The sequence below is a fragment of the Runella rosea genome (assembly GCF_003325355.1).
In the GTDB taxonomy this organism is placed as follows: Bacteria; Bacteroidota; Bacteroidia; order Cytophagales; family Spirosomataceae; genus Runella; species Runella rosea.
The window spans coordinates 1-17,801 of record NZ_CP030855.1; the positions used below are offsets into that span (position 1 = coordinate 1).

Here is a 17,801-nt window from a genome sequence, read left to right on the forward strand (position 1 = left end):
ACAATCGCATTGGCAAAATTGGCCCCTCCTAGCTGCGAGCATGACAAATCTACCCCCGCCCCACCTGTGGGTGGCACATTGAAGGTGGTGTTTTGGAAGTTAACATTTTGTAGAACAGCCCTTGTGAACTTTACCCCTTGCAGTACCGATGATTGAAAGTTGGCACCAGGCATTGTTGCCCCCGAAAAATCGGTGGTGGCTAAAGTAACATTATTGAATTGAGCATTCTGCAGGTAACTGTTATTGAAGGATACCCCGTTCAGGCTGGCATTCATGAATGTGGTATTGTCCATGCCTGCTCCTGTAAAATTGGCTACGTTATAGATTCCTCCCGATTGTCCATTAGTATAATTGAAATTTACCCCCCGCAGACTGGCCCCTGCAAAATACGCCCCTGTAAGTGTGGTATACTGCATATCGGCATTGCTAAAATCGGCCCCATTGTTGAACTGCCCTCCTGATAAATTTGTACCTCTTTGTCCGTCACTAGACTGATAAAAAACGGCCCCACGCATCGAAAGCCCTTGGCCAACTACGTTGGTAAGGTTGGCTAGGTTTATTAAAACACTATCCATATTGGCATAGGATAGTGTGGCGTTCGTCAAGTCTACCCCCGTCATTGTACAATGGCGTAAATCGAAACTGGTAAAATTGATTCCTTTCAGAATACCATCTGTAATGTTTTTACCCTTCAAATTAAAATTTTTGGAAGTCATTCCCGATAAAATAGTATAACTCAAATCGGTCATTGCCCAGTAAGTAGAGGGCCAATTATTAATCGGAAAATTGACAAAATCAACGGTCGTGTAGTTGAAACGAGTACGAATATTATCCGGCGACGACTGAATGGTCATGACAGGACCAAATTTTGCCCCAATCAAGTGAGCACAGGATAAGTCGGTAGCTTTAAAAATGGCAAATTGCAGATTAGCATCGGTCAAATCAGCGGATTGAAAACACGTATGATCTAACGTAGCACCCGAAAAGTCGGCATTCGTAATGATAGCCCCTTTGAAATTAGCTCCCTGCAAATTCATGTTTTGAAACTGTGACCCTGTAAGCGTAGCCCCTTGGAAATTGGCATTGACCAAGGCATTTGTCCCCATTGCCATAAAGTTATGGTTTATCAGGGTTTGATTGGCATAATTAGGCCCCGAGGGAGTTGTGGCTACGGCACAGCTATTGCAGTCAGAAGGAGTCGATTGGCTATAGGTTTTCTGCGGCAGGAATAAGGAGAATAAGAACCCAAGGCATGGGTACCATACAATTTTAACATTCATTTATTTGTGCGAGTTTTCAATAACGTTGAAGTAATTTTTCCAAAATTAGGTTAATATTCTGTGTGCTTGTTAGCTCAAATTGAACATTCTTTAACTCAAAATGGACAAATCTCCTTTGTGGCAGGCTAAATTGTAAGATTTGGTAGTTCTAAATATGTAATGATAAAAAAGAGCCATAGCATGTTGTAATTTAGGGTTGCCTTTAATACTGCAGATGGGACTTTTGCGCTTTAAAGAAGGATGCTCAGTTTGAATACAGCGGCAGTAGATTATGGGCTGTATTCAAACTTGTCGGGTGCTTACAATACAGCCGATAACGAGCTTTAACTATACAGTTTCGGCCACTTAGCATAAGTATTAAAAAAAATCAAAAGATGGCATACATTTGCTGACCTCATATGATTTTTTCATGCCATTGATCAATGGCATGAAAAAACTGCAAAAGCAGGTATTAGCAGCAGTGCCTATCACATGTTAATCAATCCTGTTCTGGTAAAGTTCGTAATCAAGTAATTCTAAGTCGAGCTCGGAAGATAAAAGGGAAAGAGAGTACATTCTTCAAAATTACAACCCAAACCCCGACTTTTACCAAATGTAAAGTGGAACCACTTTCATAGGAATTTACATCAAAATAACGCGGAAGCCGATGTTTGCTCATTTTCATTCAGATCAACGAATGACGCTGAACTTTGCCGTGGAACGTCGATTGTCGTATTCGGCAGAAATAACGAAGGTTCCTTCATTGAACTGGTTGATTGGGATATTAACGGTATTTTTCCCTGCTTTTACTTGTTTTGAAAATGAGCTTAAAACAGTACCGTTCAGATCCATAATTCGTAATTCAACTTGCTGTTCAGCGGTAGTGTAGAGTATAACGTTGAGTAAATATTTTGCTGGATTTGGATAAACGCCGAATGCAGTAATTGGCTCTATTTCTAAGCTTTCTGCACTCAAACGAGCGCCTGAATTAGCAAGAAAATGAAAATAACCACTGCAATGAATCAATGAATTAGCAAGAAAACCCGCATTGTTACAGCCATTTGCCGCATTCCAAAACCCTACTGAAAAAGTACTTGCGGCTTCTGTTTGGTAAGTCGTACCATTTACTTGGATATAGTCCGCTTCAAAATCATAGGCGGTCATATCGTTGAGATAACGGATTCGGATGCGGTTGGGATTGACGCTGCCCGTGGCATTGAAGGTATAATCTGCAAAATTGGTCGAAAGGTTGGTGAAGTCATTACTGCTTTGAGCTACTGTACCGCCCGTAGCCGCCGAACCATTCATGATTTCGATCCTAAAACTCGCCCCGGCACTGTTTACGCTTCTGGCACGCACGATAATTGGTGTACTGGTGGGCGTGGCTAAGTAGTGAAAATAGCCGTCGCAATGAATAAGCGAGTTACCCAAAAAGCCCGCATTGTTACAGCCGTTTGCTGAGTTCCAAAACCCTACTGAATAGGTGCTTGCAGCTTCGGTTTGATAGGTTGTACCGTTTACCTGGATATAGTCTGCTTCAAAATCATAAGGTGCCATATCGTTCAGGTAACGTACTCGTATCTGATTGGGGTTGACGGTGCCAGTGGCGGTAAAAGTATAGTTGACAAAACCTTTCGAAAGGTTGGAAAAGGTATTGCTGTTTTGGAGAATCGTGCCGCCAGTAGCTGCTGACCCATTCATAATTTCAACCCTGAAACTCGCCCCGGCGTTATTTACACTTCTGGCACGGACCACAATACTTGTTGAAATAATGGGAGTATTAACGGTAACATTCGTTGTAGTGCTTCGCGTACAACCGTTTGAGATAACAGTATACGTAATGGTAGAAGTACCCGCCGCCACGCCTGTCACTGTGCCAGAGGTGTTTACCGTTGCCACGGAGGTATTGTTGCTGCTCCAACTGCCACCTATCGCACCGTTGGAGACTAAAGTTGTGGTTGCGCCTGTGTTGATTGTTGTCGTTCCCGAAATTGTGCCTGCGTTGGGCAACGCATTGACGGTTACGGTAGTTGAAGTGCTTGAATTACAGCTATTTGAACTAACCACATACGTAATGGTAGCCGTTCCTGCTGCCACGCACGAAACCACGCCTGAGGTATTGACTGTGGCAACGGCAGTATTGCTGCTTGACCAAGTTCCGCCTGCCAATCCGTTGGAAATCAGAGATGTTGTTGCGCCTGCGCAAATTGTTGTCGTTCCCGAAATCGTACCAGCGTTAGGCAACGCATTGACGGTTACTGTTGTCGTTGAACTTGAATTGCAGCCGTTTGAACTAACCGCATAGATTATAGTTGCCGTTCCTGCCGCCACGCCCGAAACCACGCCTGAGGTATTGACGGTGGCAACGGCAGTGTTGCTGCTTGACCAAGTTCCGCCTGCCAATCCGTTGGTAGTCAGAGATGTTGTTGCGCCTGCGCAAATTGTTGTCGTTCCCGAAATCGTACCAGCGTTGGGCAAGGGTGCAGTGCTGACATTCAGTATATCACTGCTTGCGCTCCAATTACCAACGGCATCTCTTGCGCGGACCGTCATTGCCGAATTTGTACCGCACGAAAGCCCCGTTATACTGTAAGAAGCTGTTGCAGTAGTACCAAGGCTAATGCCATTTCTAAATACTTCATAGCCGGTTACTCCCACGTTGTCGGTTGAAGCCGACCATGAAAGTGTGAAGCTGCTACCTGTAATGGCCGATAAACTTAGGTTGTTGGGAATAGTTGGTGCTTGGGTGTCGGTGATTAGATCTAGTCGTACATAATCCACTTTGGCCCAATTTTCAAGTGCTTTTACCCTTATATAATGAACGCCCGCCGTTAGGGGCGTACCAGACAATTTAACTGTTGCGTAGTAAGAGTCCACATCAATCGTCGAAGTTACACTGCCCGGTACATAAGTGAAAGTTCGCAATAAATCATTTAAACGATATTCGTATTTGTTGTTATTAATAAAATGCATAGGAGAACCTGTCCAGCCGCTTCTTACCCTCACCTGTATGTCATAATTCCCCGATACAAACACATTAACTGCAATTTTCAGCTCGTCGCCTGTATCACAAAGTCCCACGGCCAGACCGTTGCTGGTCGTGGTGGCGGCGTAATTGGAGGGGCCTACGGTACAATTACTGCCTACGTCAGATACTGTCGTGTAGTTAGTTTCGGCTTCTACGACAAAACTCGTGGGGCAATTGCCGGTTGTAACACTCAGTGCGTTACCAGCGGCACTGGTATTGCCGGCAGCATCTTTTGCTTTTACGGTAAAAGTTGCATTTGTGGCACAAAAAAGCCCCGCTACGTTGAAAGTAGTCGTCGCCGTAGCCGTAGTGCCTATGCTTGTTCCGTCTCTGAAAATCTCATAGTTTGTTACGGCAATGTTGTCGGTAGAGGCTGTCCAAGAAAGGGTTAGGCTGTTTGCAGCAATATTTGAAGCGACCAAAGCCGTCGGTACAGTTGGGGCTTGGGTATCCGGTGTGGTCGGGTCAGGTATCCAATTCCAGCCTTTTGCCACGGCATCGGCATACATAACGGGCCAATTTCGGTCGAGCTCGGCTTGACCATTGATATTCCACATACTCCAACCAAGCCCAAGACGCTCACAGGTTTGGTTGACGTAAATATCATTGTCAAACTGGGGAGAACGAAAAGAATCAGTAATGCCCAGCGTAGCGTTGGAAACCGACGCGGGAAAATTATTTTCGGAAGGCCAGCCCGGATAGCGGGAATGTAGGTTGCGTAGGTTGGCCGCGTTGATGGATGCCGCGGCCGCGCCATCATTGTGGTAAAGGTGATACGCTACCGAAGTCTTGGTCCAATCTACATTACCGGGCAGTTGCGCAAAACTGGCCGCCAGATTGCCTACGCCCGTACCGTACCCATAATCGCTGATACCGTTGGGAGTGAGTACCATAATGTGCGTATTAGGTGCGCCGGCACGTATGATGTTAAATGTACGTTTGAGGGCCTGAAGGCGTGGACTGCTCACGGCCCCTGCCGTTCCCATGTCCATGTCACCGTTGATGCCAATGCCTGGCATGGGTTCGTTGGAGGCTTCGTAAATTACGTGGGTACGGTTGGCAAAATATGGGGCAACGTACGTCCACAGAGCGTTGGCGTAGGTTTCGTTATACTCAGGGATTTTGTTATGAGAATTGATGATTACGTACATGCCCTGTGCTGAGGCATAATTGACCGAACGTTCCATACGGGCTAATTGCCGGGCGCGATAGACGGGGTCGTTCCAGTCGGTGGGAGTAAATTGCGCCGAAGGCTGATAAGCCTCCACTTCCCACGTATCAAACAGAATCATCCGAACAGCATTTAATCCTTTTTGGGTCATGGAAGCATAGTAAGAAGCGGGCTCCTCCTGATTGCCTTTTTCCCAAATCCAAGCAGTACCCGCCCGCAGGGGTGTACCTGCATCGGTACGTAATACTTTCAAATTGGGACCGCCGTAGTAATCCGGAATACTCGCCACTGTGATTCTGGCACGGTCGGTGGGCAGCGGTACCGATTGCGACAATCCTAGATGACTCAAAAAAATCCCCAAAAGAATCAGGTTGTGCAGGAACAATTTTGTCAACGTTGAGTACAACACTTTTTTCATAAAGTATGAATGTTTAGGTTTTATACAAACATACCAACAATGCCCCTTGTAAATCCATGAACAGGCATATATTTCATCGCCAAAACGTTTTATTTAACCTTAGTTAAATTTCTTTTAATGAGCGGTTTCTCTGAAGTTGCTTTCGTCGTATTCTGCTCAGGGAAGGTGGTTGTATTCCCAAATAAGAAGCAATCATTCCAAGCGGTACTTGTTGTAAAATGTTAGGATTTTCAATTGAAAACGCCTCATACCGTTCGGTCGGTCTCATGGTCATCAACTCGGCTCGTTTTTGAAGTCTTTTGGTTAAAACCACACTGCCTATGGTCCGGGTAAGTTGCCCCCACCAAGGAAGTATTTCCACCAACTTCCAGTAAGTAGGATGGTCAATTACAACCAAATGGCAGGTGCTTAAAGCCCTGATACTGACTTTGCTTGGGGTTCTAAAGTCAAAACTTTCGGGGTTGGCCGCTACTTCATTTTTACTCAGAAAGTACTGGATCTTTTCCTGCCCGTTGTCTATGTAATTATTGGCCAATACCCCCTCAATGACCAGCCCCATTTGATTGGTCACTTCTCCTGCCTTCAGAAAATACTCGCCTTTTTTCAGCGTCAAAATTTCTTTTTCGTAAGGCGCGATCTGGGCATATTGCTCGTCAGTGACCAGATGAAAAGTTTCTAAATAGTGACGAACGTAGCTCATGGGTGGAAGAGAGGTAATATTAAAAGCGGGGTGCAAATTACGGCCTTTTTGATTGCATATGTTACTGAAATGAATTGACAGGTGGAGTAGGGGCTTCATTGTCAGGGTAATATTGTACATTTCCGTGGCGAACTTTTTTATACGAATACCACCTGATTCGCTGATAACCCATCTGTTTATGAACCAGTATATCCCTGAAATAACTTGACAAAGTTAAGGGATTTTTTATGTACTAATTTATTCTACGTTCGGTTGTACTTTTCTCATTTCACGCTTTTTCGATGGGCTCCACTTTCGGCCTAATTCGCCTTTCATTCGGTGAGCTTGCTCAGGGGTAAAATAGTCACAACTGGCATGTGGACGCAATGTATTATAGTTTAAGATCGCTCGCCTGATAGCTTCCTGAGCTTGCAGTGAATCAGCAAAACATTTATTTTGAAGCATGTCTTCGGCACCGGCCGCCCGGCTTAATGGTTCGGGTCATTCGTTCTGCTAACGCATTTTCGTAGGGATCACCATGTTCGGTCATGCTAATGGAAATAGAGTGATTATTCAACAGACCTATATACTCTCGACAGCAATACAGAACACAACGATCGGACTGGGCTGCCGGCGCAGTGATGAATCAGACCAACACATAAACGTCCTTTATTGTCTTTAATAGCCATTTTTAAGGCAGAGACAGGACCAATCGCTCCTAAAGAATCCTCCAGAGCCCATCCAACAATCTTTCTCGAATATGCATCCGTGATTAGACCGCGCGGCGTCCGCACAAATAAACAAATCCACTCCCAATGAGGATGTATCGGGGCGCCCCGTGGCGTTATATCGCTAACCCACAACAAGTTATGCATTAGCACCTTCTTGCCAACGGTTAGATTGGGATATTTAAAATAGCGGTGATGTGACGGCACGGGCCACCCCGCAAGTAGTTTTCACCGATCGTGTTTTTCTTTTAATTAACAATTCATTGTCTCTCAATAAATTAGCCAATTTATCTCTTCCAATCTTTATACCATGGCACAACCGAAACTCTATTAATTGGTAATGTAAAACATCTACTCCTATACTGGGTAAATCCAGTCGTAATCTTCGAATTTCCGAAAGTAACATCAGGTTGTGAAATTCTTCTTTTTCTGTTTGTTTTTGGGTATCATACCAAGCCTGGCGGCTTTTCCCAATCGGATCGCCACCGCGACAGCCCGCAGAGTATTTGCATACCCACTAAGGGGTGATGCCGATTCAGTTCCGTTAGCGTTTGGGACCGCTCGGGCGGCCCCGCAGACTTTTTTCTAATAGCAATCTTAAACTGCGCGGGCAGCCCCGTCTTTTTCAGCGACATCAATCATCGTTTCAAAGGCTTCCCGTTTCAGCTTTTCCTGCTCAAGAAGTGCTTCGGTTTGAGCTAATTGAAGTTTAAGGCGAATAATTTCATCAGCCTCCTTTTTCATCTTTCTAATGTATTTAGATTTAGGATAATAGCGTCTAAGTCGATAGCGCTGGTAATCTCGATTCCAGGCTCGAAGTGAATTTAGAGAAATATTAAACGGTCCGCCGCGCGGCTCAGTCAAAATTTGGGTTTGACTTCCTAACTCAAGGCGGTACAACTCAATAACATGCCATCGAAAGGCTCCTGTTTTGTACTTTTTCTTTAAATTAATGAAGCTGCCGCTTCGGCGGACCGATCACTTTCATAACTTTTCACAATTAGTGTCAAGCTATTTCAGGGATATACAATTTTCATCCCATTTTTATCCCGGTTTACATCATTTTTTCATTCAGCTTATAACACCTTAGTATTCTTGCCATAGGAAACTATTACCTAGCTATTCGCTAACCTTTTTATCAACTGGGAACATGATTGGAAGCTACATCAAAACATCGAGACGCAACTTATTACGCAACAAGCTATTCTCGACCATCAACATTGTTGGCCTTGCTATAAGTATGTCGGTAGGGTTACTGCTTATCGCGTTCGTGCTCGACCTGCATTCGTACGACAGGTTCCACCAGAACGGTGAGAGAATCTATCGTATCACCAACGTACTGACCGAAAATCGCGAACAAAGTGGCAAGTTTGCCACCACATCAATAAAGACCGCAAAACTTATACAAGAGAAAGTAACTGGCGTTGAAGACGTGGCCATTTTGCACAACAACTTTTCGCAAGACGCGAAGGTTGGCGACAATACCCTCCCTATCAAAGGCTTCTGGGCGAATCCGTCAATATTTAAGGTCTTTACGTTTCCGATGTTGGAAGGCAATCCCAGCACGGCCCTAAAAGAGCCTTACTCGATTGTTCTCACGGAGACCGCAGCGAGAAAGCTATTCGGCCATCAATCGGCGCTTGGTAAGTCAATCAACTTCAATGCACTCGATTACAAGGTGAGTGGGATAATGAAAGACGTGCCCTTTTTTTCGCACATCAACTTCGAAGCGTTGGTATCGCTCTCGACCGCCGAGCAGCTCAATAAGACCAACAACAACTTCGAACAATGGACGAGCATGGCATCGAACTATGTGTACCTCCTGCTGCCCGAAAATGTCGACCTAGCGTCTATCCAGCCCCAACTTGACGCCATTGAGCAAGAAGAAAATCTCGCCGAAGAAAATACTGAAATCCAACTTGAGCTTCTTCCTTTATACGATATTGTGGTCGGAGAGAACCTCCGTCACTCCGAGGGTGGGCCAGGTTCCGTGGGTCCTCACATGCCTCTGGTCATGCTGTGGATACTTGGCGGGCTTGCACTCATTGTGATATTGTCGGCGTGTTTCAACTATACCAATCTTTCGATAGCACGTGCCATGCGCCGCTTTAAGGAAGTAGGACTTCGCAAAGCTATCGGCGCTGGAAAGAGTCAGGTATGGCAACAATTTTTAGTGGAAGCAATCATGATTTCCCTAGCCGCTCTTTTTCTTTCATACTTCATCTTTCTCGTCATGCGCCCCCTGCTGATAAATCTGGCTCCAGAGATGCAACGCACGGTGAAGCTCGAGCTTACTCCGCTTATGCTCGCCGCCTTTATCGTATTCTCGGTTACCGTAGGTGTGCTAGCGGGCCTTATGCCTGCGCTATTCTTTTCGAAAGTCAGCGCGATTAGTGCACTCAGGAATGTATCGACGGTAAAAGTGTTCAAACACATTACACTCCGACGCGCTCTGGTGGTGATTCAATACTCACTCACTTTAATCTTTATAACAACAACCGCCATCGGCTATGTACAGTATAAAAACATACTTGCCTTCGATCTGGGATACCGCACCCAAAACATCCTGAACATCAATATGCAGGGTAATAAACCCGATGCGCTTCTCAAAGAACTAAGCGAAATGCCAGAACTAACGGCACTGTCGCGGTCGTTAATCATTACCAGCGTTGGAAATGCCTGGGGTGGATTTATGAAATACAAAGATTCGCTAGACTCAGTTTTGGTCATGACCAACCACGTCGACGAAAACTATTTGGCTCTGCATGAATACAAGCTCGTGGCTGGCGGAAATTTTATGGCACGACCCACTACAACCACAGCCGCCACAGAAGTAATCGTGAACCAACAAGTCTTAAAACGATTTAACATTGGCAGCAACGACCCCCAGAAAGCAATCGGGGAAGAAATCACATTCAGTAGTTTCCATGGAACACGAAAGATGACCATTGTTGGCGTAATGAAAGACTTTCACTATGGAAAGGTCGACAACCTCGTGGGGCCAGTAGCTTTCATGTTCTGGACACCCGAAGACAGAGCAATCATTAATGCCAAGATACAAAGTAGGGACATCCCGACGACCATGGCTAAAATCGAGTCTGCATGGAAGAAAATCGACCGTGTTCATCCATTTCAGGCTGAATTTTATGACCAAGCAATAGAAAAGGCATACAGCGAATTCTCAACAATAATCAAAATCATTGGCTTTCTTTCATTCTTGGCCATTTCGATCGCTTCGATGGGGCTGTTCGGAATGGTGGCGTTTACTACCGAAACCAGAATGAAGGAAATTAGCATCCGCAAAGTGATGGGCGCAAGCTCTGGCACCCTTATTTACTTATTGAGCCGCAGTTTTCTAGTACAGCTGTCGATATCGGCACTCATCGCGCTGCCCGTAACTTACCTTTTCTTCGAAAACGTTGTACTCGCCAATTTTCCGTATCACACACCCGTGCAAATCGCCGAGCTATTGGTGGGTTTGCTGGTGGTATTGCTGATTGCATTCATCATGATTGGTTCGCAGACGATGAAGGCGGCAAGGAGTAATCCCGTAGATATCCTTAAGAGCGAATAAGAATTACTGGAAGTCCTAAGAAGGTAATGATAGATTGTAAAGAGTGGCAATAAATCGAATGGAATTTATATATCGAACGATGTTTTTAGAAAAAGTTTGTTTTGTCCTGTACAAACAAACGCGGGTTTATTCAAACTTTTTCTGCTTTACCCAGCAACTCCTGAAAATTGTCAATAATCAGCCGTTTTCGTCAATAAAACTTGTATATCAATCAAAGTATAATTAACTTTAAGAATCATTGTATAAACCTATACAAATGCTGATCGGTTACGCCAGAGTGTCGACTAAAGACCAAAATTTAGAATTGCAGTGGGATGCCCTCACCAAAGCGGGCTGCGAAATGATCTTTCAGGAAAAAGCTTCGGGCATCAAAGCCGACCGTCCTGAATTGGAGAAGATGATGTCTCAACTTCGCAAAGGGGATGTAGTTTGCATTTACAAACTGGATCGTTTGGGACGTTCCCTTAAAAACCTGTTGGAACTAGTAGCGGAATTTGAAAAACGGGGAGTAGGCCTGCGAAGTTTAACCGACTCCATTGATACCACCACGCCGCAGGGGCGATTGGTGCTGAATATTTTTGCTTCCCTAGCGGAGTTTGAACGCGATTTGATTCGGGAGCGAACCAAGGCGGGATTGGAAGCTGCCCGCGCCCGGGGGCGAAAGGGTGGAAGGCGCAGCGGTCTTTCGGCCGAAGCGCAGAAAAAAGCGATGTTGGCTGAGATGTATTACAAAGAGGAAAAATTGGGCGTGGATGAAATTGCCAAAACGGTGGGCATTTCCAAAATGACATTGTATAAATATTTGCGACTGCGTGGAGTAAAGATCAGTGCGTATCAGAAAGGAGAAGTAAGCAAATAAGTTGACAGTCCCAATAAATCTACAATCTTATTCTATTGCCGCTTAGTTTCAGTGCCACATAATGTGGCATTGGAAGGATACAAAAAATCCCTGTTCGGCGATTTTCTTTCGAATGTTCGGGAACAAGGATTCTGAGACTTTTCTTCTTTATTATTTTCTTTCATTTTCATGTTTGAAAATCCTATTGAAGAAGAAGTGAAATAAAAGTAGAGGATATTTGTGATTATTCCTAATTAAAATATAATTAAAACGGGTTAAAATATTCTTAAAACGTGGTATTCTGCCTTGTTATTAATTTTGAATCTGCATTTAAAATGGATAAGGTCTATACATTGATTGATAGACCTGTTGAATAGCCATTCCATACTGATTTTCCCCTCTTTTTTAAGGTAAAATCAGTATGGAATCAGACAGGTATCAAACCCGCGTTTGTTTGTACAGGACAAGACAAGGTTATTTTGGTTCAATGGCCATCTTAGTTGCTGTTTTTACTTCTCTTCTTTCAATTATTATTTTTCTTGTTGTATATTCTATAAATTTTATTTCAGAAATTCACATGGTATAAATACTATTCGACAGCGCTAATGTCTTATTAGTATTACCACAAAGATTGCTAAATTGGCTTACATTCAGTTATCCTACCTAATGAAATACCTCTTCCTAACTGCGACTTTCCTACTGACAACATTTTCATGTTTTGCTGAAATTTACTACGTAAAAACGACAGGCAATGATACGTCTAACGATGGGAGGTCTTGGGCGGCGGCCTTTTCAACCCTTCAAAAGTCTCTGGAGGTTTGTCAATATGGAGATCAAATATGGGTAGCCGAAGGTACTTACAAACCTACAGCATATCCGGCAGGCGCAATCCCATATACACCTCCTCTAACAAATCGCGATAAATCCTTTCATTTGGTTAATGGAGTCAAAATCTATGGAGGGTTTATTGGTATAGAAGGAGCTGTGAGTGAACGAACGGCAGGACATGAAACTATTCTGAGCGGGGATATTGGTACAGAAAATAACGACACTGATAATTGTTATCACGTAGTGATTTCAGTGAAAGATGACTCTACAACTGTATTGGATGGATTTACGATTACAAAAGGAAAGGCAGACGGTGGCAGTTTAAGTTTGCCGGGAACAGCCATAACCCTGGAAGGGAAACCTATCGGCAATGCATATGGTGGAGGAATGTTCAATGTGAACACGTTATTAAAGATAAACAATTGCAAATTTATCTTGAATTCATCAAATGTTTTTGGGGGTGGAGTAATGAATACAGATCAATCCTTCACAACTTTAACAAATTTAACCTTTACATCAAATTCTTCAACAGATGGGGGAGGTATGCATAATGTCGACTCATCTCCAATACTGATGAATATAATTTTTTCAAATAACACTGCAAAGTTTTTTGGTGGAGGATTGACAAACAGGGGGAATTCATTTACAAATTTAGCGAATGTAATATTTTCAAATAATAAGGCAGAAGCCGGTGGCGGTATGATTAACCAAGGTGCTTCTCCCGTTTTAACGTATTGCACTTTCTTAGGAAACACAGCCGGTTTTCAAGGCGGCGGTATGGCTAATTGGGGAAACTCTACGCCAAAGTTAACTAATGTAACATTTTCAGGAAATTCGACTATTGGAGATGGTGGCGGGATGCAGAACTCAAGTTCATCTCCGATTTTGATAAATATTATTTTTGTAAGTAATTCTGCTCCATCCGGACGAGGGGGGGGATATCTAATAACGATAATTCCTCGCCAACACTGACAAATGTACTCTTATGGAAGAATTATGCCGGATATGGTGGAGGTGCAATGTTTAATGTCACTGCTTCATCTCCCTCTTTGACACATGTAACTTTTGCCGGAAACAGTGTTGTTAGCGCCTATAGCGGTCTTAGTGGCGGGGCAGTCTGTAACTATTTTGGCTCTGCACCAACAATTAAAAATGGTATATTTTGGGACAATAAGAGTAAAAACCCATTTAGCGGAATCATTTCGGAAGATGATATTTTTAACAGAGACAGCTCTATCCTTTCTACTACTTATACATTAATGCAATTGAGCAATACGGCTGCCAACTATCCGCCGGCTTCATTTCCTGCGATAGATTCCGGTCATAACCTATTTGCCCAAAATCCTCTTTTTGTCGATGCAACTTCAGGAAATTTGCGGCTGCAGGATTGTTCCCCTGCGATAAATGCCGGCGACCTTATAGGAACAACCAGTAATGATTTAGATGGAAGGCTTCGACCTTATCCCTATGGAGTGGCCATTGCTGATATGGGAGCCTATGAGAATCAAAGCATTGCAGGGGGAGGCCCCGCAACTTTGAACGTTACCGAGCCAATTATAAACGGAACGGTTTTGAAGGTGGCGGGGGAAATTACTGCTACGAATCAGGTAGCGGGAGCAACAGCCCTTTATCAGGCAACTAAATCAGTAACATTATTGCCTGATTTTTCAGCGATAGGTAATGGGTTTACGGCATTTATCGGAGGATGTGAAACTTTAATTACTTCTGAGGCACCGGCATCGATTAAGAAATAATCCTTAAATCAAAGGGACATAGTATGAAATACCTATTCTTAGCCCTGATTCTATTAAGTTGTTATGGTACCTGTTTAGCTGAAATCTATTACGTTAAGCAAACCGGTAACGACACAGCCAACGATGGAAAATCATGGAGTGCCGCATTTTTCACCCTTCAAAAGGCTCTTGAAGTTTGTCAGTATGGGGATCAAATTTGGGTAGCCGAAGGAACTTATAAACCGACTGCTTATCCTTCGGGAATTACCAATCAATCATCTCCCCTTACAGATAGAGACAAGGTCTTTGAAATGGTAAATGGGGTAAAACTTTACGGGGGGTTCTCAGGAGATGAGACATCAGTTATGCAGCGGATAACAGGTCATCAAACTATTTTAAGTGGTGATATAGGAGTTGAGAATAATGATAGTGACAATTGCTATCATGTGTTACTTTCCATTAATGATGATTCTACTACTTCAATTGATGGGTTTACCATCACAAAAGGAAGAGCGCAACCTAAGCCTTCGGCTGGAGTACACTATATTTATGCACAGGGAGAATTTGTCTCGCGATCGGTCGGTGCTGGAATGTTCTTTATCAAGGCATTTATTAAACTAAATGATACTTTGTTTTCAGACAATTATGCCGATGGTCATGGCGGGGGAATGGCTAATAGTAGCTCTTCTCCCATGTTAATCAATGTAACTTTTTCAGAGAATTGGGGAGGGATGGGAGGAGGCATGGCCAATTTACATAATTCTACTCCGAGATTAATCCATACAATTTTTATAGCTAATAGAGGAATACCTGATGGTGGTGGGATGTTTAACGATAATTCTTCACCGATTTTATTTAATGTCGTTTTTGACTCAAATCAATCAATAGTAGGTGGAGGAATAAACAATTGGGGGCAATCGCATTGTCAATTAACAAATGTTATTTTCAGGAAAAATGTTGTTTCCTACACTGGGCAGGGCGGAGGAATGTATAACGGGGCAAATTGTAATCCTACTTTAAAAAATGTGCTCTTTTGGGCAAATTCGGCTCCGCTTGGAGGGGGCATAACTAATGAATCGATATCTGAACTGAGCCTGATTAATGTAACCTTTGCCGAGAATGTAACAGGGTACCCACTTCGCTTTGCTAAATCTGGAGCAGCTATTTTCAATTCAGGTGGAATTATGAAAATAAAGAACGGAATATTTTGGGGGAATAAGTATGTATATAATAGTGTAACAAAAGAAGACGATATTTTCCTTAGGAATAATTCGAAAATATTTGCTGCCTCAACATTAATGCAGTTGCCCAATACATCAGCAAATTATCCGTCAGTATCGTTTCCTGCTCTGGATTCAACTCACAATATCTTTGCCCAGAACCCTCTTTTTATAGATGCAGCAAATGGAAATCTACGTTTACAGGATTGTTCTCCCGCGATAAATGCGGGCGATACAACAGAAGCACCTACTCAAGATTTAGATGGTAATCCAAGACCTTATCCTGCTGGAGCAGACAATGTAGATATGGGTGCCTATGAGAATCAAACGATCTCTTGGCCTGCCCATTTGAACATAACCGAGCCAATGACAAATGGAACGGTTGTGAAGATGGCGGGAAAAATCACCGCCACGAATCAAATAGAAGGAGCAAGAGTTATTTATCAGGCAACTAAATCAATAACATTATTGCCTGATTTTTCAGCGATAGGTAATGGGTTTACAGCCTTTATTGGAGGGTGTGAAACCTTAATTACTTCTGAAACACCGGCAGGGATTACTAAATAATCCTTCAATCAAAGGAACATAGTATGAAATACCTTTTCTTAGCCATAATTATATTAAGTTGTTATGGTAACTGTTATGCCGAAATCTATTATGTCAAGACAAACGGTAATGATACCATCAACGATGGGAAGTCATGGAACGCTGCGTTTGCCACTCTGCAAAAGGCACTACAAGTCAGCCAATATGGAGATCAAATTTGGGTTACCCAGGGAACTTATAAACCGACGGCTTATCCTTCAGGAATTACCAATCAATCATCTCCCCTCACAGATAGGGACAAGGCCTTTGAAATGGTCAATGGTGTCAAACTTTACGGAGGGTTCTCAGGAGATGAGACATCGGTCATGCAGCGTATTGCAGATCATCGAACTATCTTAAGTGGTGATATAGGAGTTGAGAATAATGATATCGATAATTGCTATCATGTCTTGATTTCCATCAATGATGATTCTACGACGTTAATAGATGGTTTTACTATTACTCAAGGAAGAGCAAAACCTAATCCTCCTAGCGGTCCGAATTATATTATTATAGAGGGAATGCCTGTCTATCGTACGGCAGGAGGAGCAATGTTTTTTAGAAATACCTTTGCTAAATTAAATAATATATTGTTTACAGGCAATATGGCCGATATTGAGGGAGGAGGAATGTGTAGTTACGGTTCTTCTCCGTTATTAACAAATGTAGTTTTTTCAGAGAATAGGGGAGGAATGGGCGGAGGCATGGCAAATAAAAGTCGATCTAACCCATCATTATTAAATGTAAATTTTTCAGCCAATATAGCAACTCCTGATGGAGGTGGTATGTACAATGAGTATTCTTCTCCAATTTTGGAAAATGTCCTTTTTATATCTAATTCGGCGCCGCTAGGCGGAGGAATGAAAAATTATCAATCCTATTGCCAATTGACAAATGTGGTTTTTCATAAGAATATCGGTTCTTTTATGGGTGGTGGCATGCATAATGCCTTTTATTCAGCGCCGACTTTAAAGAATGCCGTTTTTTGGAAAAATTCATCCCCTGCCGGTGGTGGGCTGGCTGACGATTCGAAGTCTGCTTCGAATTCAATTAATGTAACGTTTGCGGAAAATACCAGCCGTTTCTCATCGGTTGTTCTTCACGGAGGAGGTGCGGTCTTTGTAGATGATTCTAAAACTAAAATTAAGAACAGTATTTTTTGGGGTAATAAGTATCTATACAACAATACTCTTCTGGATAATGATATTATTACGCGAAAAAATTCTGAGGTATCGGTAAGCAACTCATTACTCCAATTACCTAATACCGCAACTAATTATCCTTCCGCGTCCTTTCTTGCACTGGATTCGGCACATAATATCTTTGCTCAGAACCCCCTTTTTGTTGATGTGGTAAATGGCAATCTGCGTTTGGAGGATTGTTCTCCTGCTGTCAATGCAGGAGATACTGTAGGAGTACCGGCTACTGATTTGGATGGTAATATCAGACCCTATCCTGCCGGCTCAACTGATGTGGATATGGGAGCCTACGAGAATCAAACAATTGCCTGGCCTGCTCATTTGAACATAACCGAGCCAATAACAAATGGAGCAATTGTGAAGGTGGCGGGAGAAATCACCGCCACGAACCAGATATCGGGAGCGATAGCTGTATATCAGGGAACTAAATCAGTGACATTATTGCCTGATTTTTCAGCAACCAGTAATACGTTTACAGCCGTTATTGGAGGGTGCGGAACAGGTATTTCCGCTAGTGCTGATGGGGCTAGTAAGAGATAAT

Annotated in this window: 11 protein-coding genes; 6 read left to right on the forward strand and 5 right to left on the reverse strand. The window is 43.2% G+C overall.

The genetic code is table 11. From position 1 onward, the window contains the following. The 5 genes from DR864_RS29355 to DR864_RS30030 form a co-directional block, all read right to left on the reverse strand. Positions 1-1,280 (reverse strand): pentapeptide repeat-containing protein (locus DR864_RS29355; RefSeq protein ID WP_162794300.1); only part of this gene is annotated, 1,280 nt, incomplete at its 3' end. Positions 1,281-1,949: 669 nt separating this feature from the next. Then, positions 1,950-5,876: a cellulase family glycosylhydrolase gene (locus DR864_RS29360; protein WP_114070713.1), complete on the reverse strand. Its 3,927-nt coding sequence runs from the start codon at positions 5,874-5,876 to the stop codon at positions 1,950-1,952. A 103-nt stretch (positions 5,877-5,979) separates the two neighbouring features. Next, positions 5,980-6,675 (reverse strand): Crp/Fnr family transcriptional regulator, encoded by a 696-nt coding sequence (locus DR864_RS29365; protein ID WP_162794302.1) that lies wholly within the window; start codon positions 6,673-6,675, stop codon positions 5,980-5,982. Positions 6,676-6,813: 138 nt separating this feature from the next. Beyond that, positions 6,814-7,020: an integrase core domain-containing protein gene (locus DR864_RS30315; protein WP_114070715.1), complete on the reverse strand. Its 207-nt coding sequence runs from the start codon at positions 7,018-7,020 to the stop codon at positions 6,814-6,816. A gap of 860 nt (positions 7,021-7,880) precedes the next feature. Further along, positions 7,881-8,027 (reverse strand): hypothetical protein, encoded by a 147-nt coding sequence (locus DR864_RS30030; protein WP_162794304.1) that lies wholly within the window; start codon positions 8,025-8,027, stop codon positions 7,881-7,883. 406 nt (positions 8,028-8,433) lie between these two features. Between DR864_RS30030 and DR864_RS29375 the strand changes: the two genes are divergently transcribed. The 6 genes from DR864_RS29375 to DR864_RS29400 all read left to right on the forward strand — a co-directional run bounded on the left by DR864_RS29375 (position 8,434) and on the right by DR864_RS29400 (position 17,800). Further along, positions 8,434-10,857 carry an ABC transporter permease gene (locus tag DR864_RS29375; protein WP_114070716.1) on the forward strand — a complete coding sequence of 808 codons (2,424 nt, stop codon included), beginning with the start codon at positions 8,434-8,436 and terminating at the stop codon, positions 10,855-10,857. Positions 10,858-11,113: 256 nt separating this feature from the next. Continuing rightward, positions 11,114-11,716: a recombinase family protein gene (locus DR864_RS29380; protein ID WP_114070717.1), complete on the forward strand. Its 603-nt coding sequence runs from the start codon at positions 11,114-11,116 to the stop codon at positions 11,714-11,716. A gap of 645 nt (positions 11,717-12,361) precedes the next feature. Further along, on the forward strand, positions 12,362-13,495 hold the full coding sequence (locus DR864_RS29385; RefSeq protein WP_114070718.1) for a hypothetical protein: 1,134 nt from the start codon (positions 12,362-12,364) through the stop codon (positions 13,493-13,495). Positions 13,496-13,572: 77 nt separating this feature from the next. Then, positions 13,573-14,277 carry a 3-coathanger stack domain-containing protein gene (locus tag DR864_RS29390; protein ID WP_162794306.1) on the forward strand — a complete coding sequence of 235 codons (705 nt, stop codon included), beginning with the start codon at positions 13,573-13,575 and terminating at the stop codon, positions 14,275-14,277. Positions 14,278-14,300: 23 nt separating this feature from the next. Beyond that, the gene (locus tag DR864_RS29395) at positions 14,301-16,043 is read left to right on the forward strand and encodes a 3-coathanger stack domain-containing protein (protein ID WP_114070720.1); all 1,743 of its coding nucleotides are present in this window, start codon (positions 14,301-14,303) and stop codon (positions 16,041-16,043) included. Between the two features lie 23 nt (positions 16,044-16,066). Continuing rightward, positions 16,067-17,800, forward strand: a complete 1,734-nt coding sequence (locus tag DR864_RS29400) for a 3-coathanger stack domain-containing protein (protein ID WP_114070721.1) — start codon at positions 16,067-16,069, stop codon at positions 17,798-17,800. The last annotated feature ends 1 nt before the right edge of the window (position 17,801 follow it).

Bases quoted from the DNA above. Each gene is read 5' to 3' on its own strand.
- DR864_RS30030 (WP_162794304.1), bottom strand. From the start codon at position 8,027: ATGAAAAAGGAGGCTGATGAAATTATTCGCCTTAAACTTCAATTAGCT.
- DR864_RS29365 (WP_162794302.1), bottom strand. From the start codon at position 6,675: ATGAAGCCCCTACTCCACCTGTCAATTCATTTCAGTAACATATGCAAT.
- DR864_RS29385 (WP_114070718.1), top strand. From the start codon at position 12,362: ATGAAATACCTCTTCCTAACTGCGACTTTCCTACTGACAACATTTTCA.
- DR864_RS29380 (WP_114070717.1), top strand. From the start codon at position 11,114: ATGCTGATCGGTTACGCCAGAGTGTCGACTAAAGACCAAAATTTAGAA.
- DR864_RS29400 (WP_114070721.1), top strand. From the start codon at position 16,067: ATGAAATACCTTTTCTTAGCCATAATTATATTAAGTTGTTATGGTAAC.
- DR864_RS29360 (WP_114070713.1), bottom strand. From the start codon at position 5,876: ATGAAAAAAGTGTTGTACTCAACGTTGACAAAATTGTTCCTGCACAAC.
- DR864_RS30315 (WP_114070715.1), bottom strand. From the start codon at position 7,020: ATGCTTCAAAATAAATGTTTTGCTGATTCACTGCAAGCTCAGGAAGCT.
- DR864_RS29395 (WP_114070720.1), top strand. From the start codon at position 14,301: ATGAAATACCTATTCTTAGCCCTGATTCTATTAAGTTGTTATGGTACC.
- DR864_RS29375 (WP_114070716.1), top strand. From the start codon at position 8,434: ATGATTGGAAGCTACATCAAAACATCGAGACGCAACTTATTACGCAAC.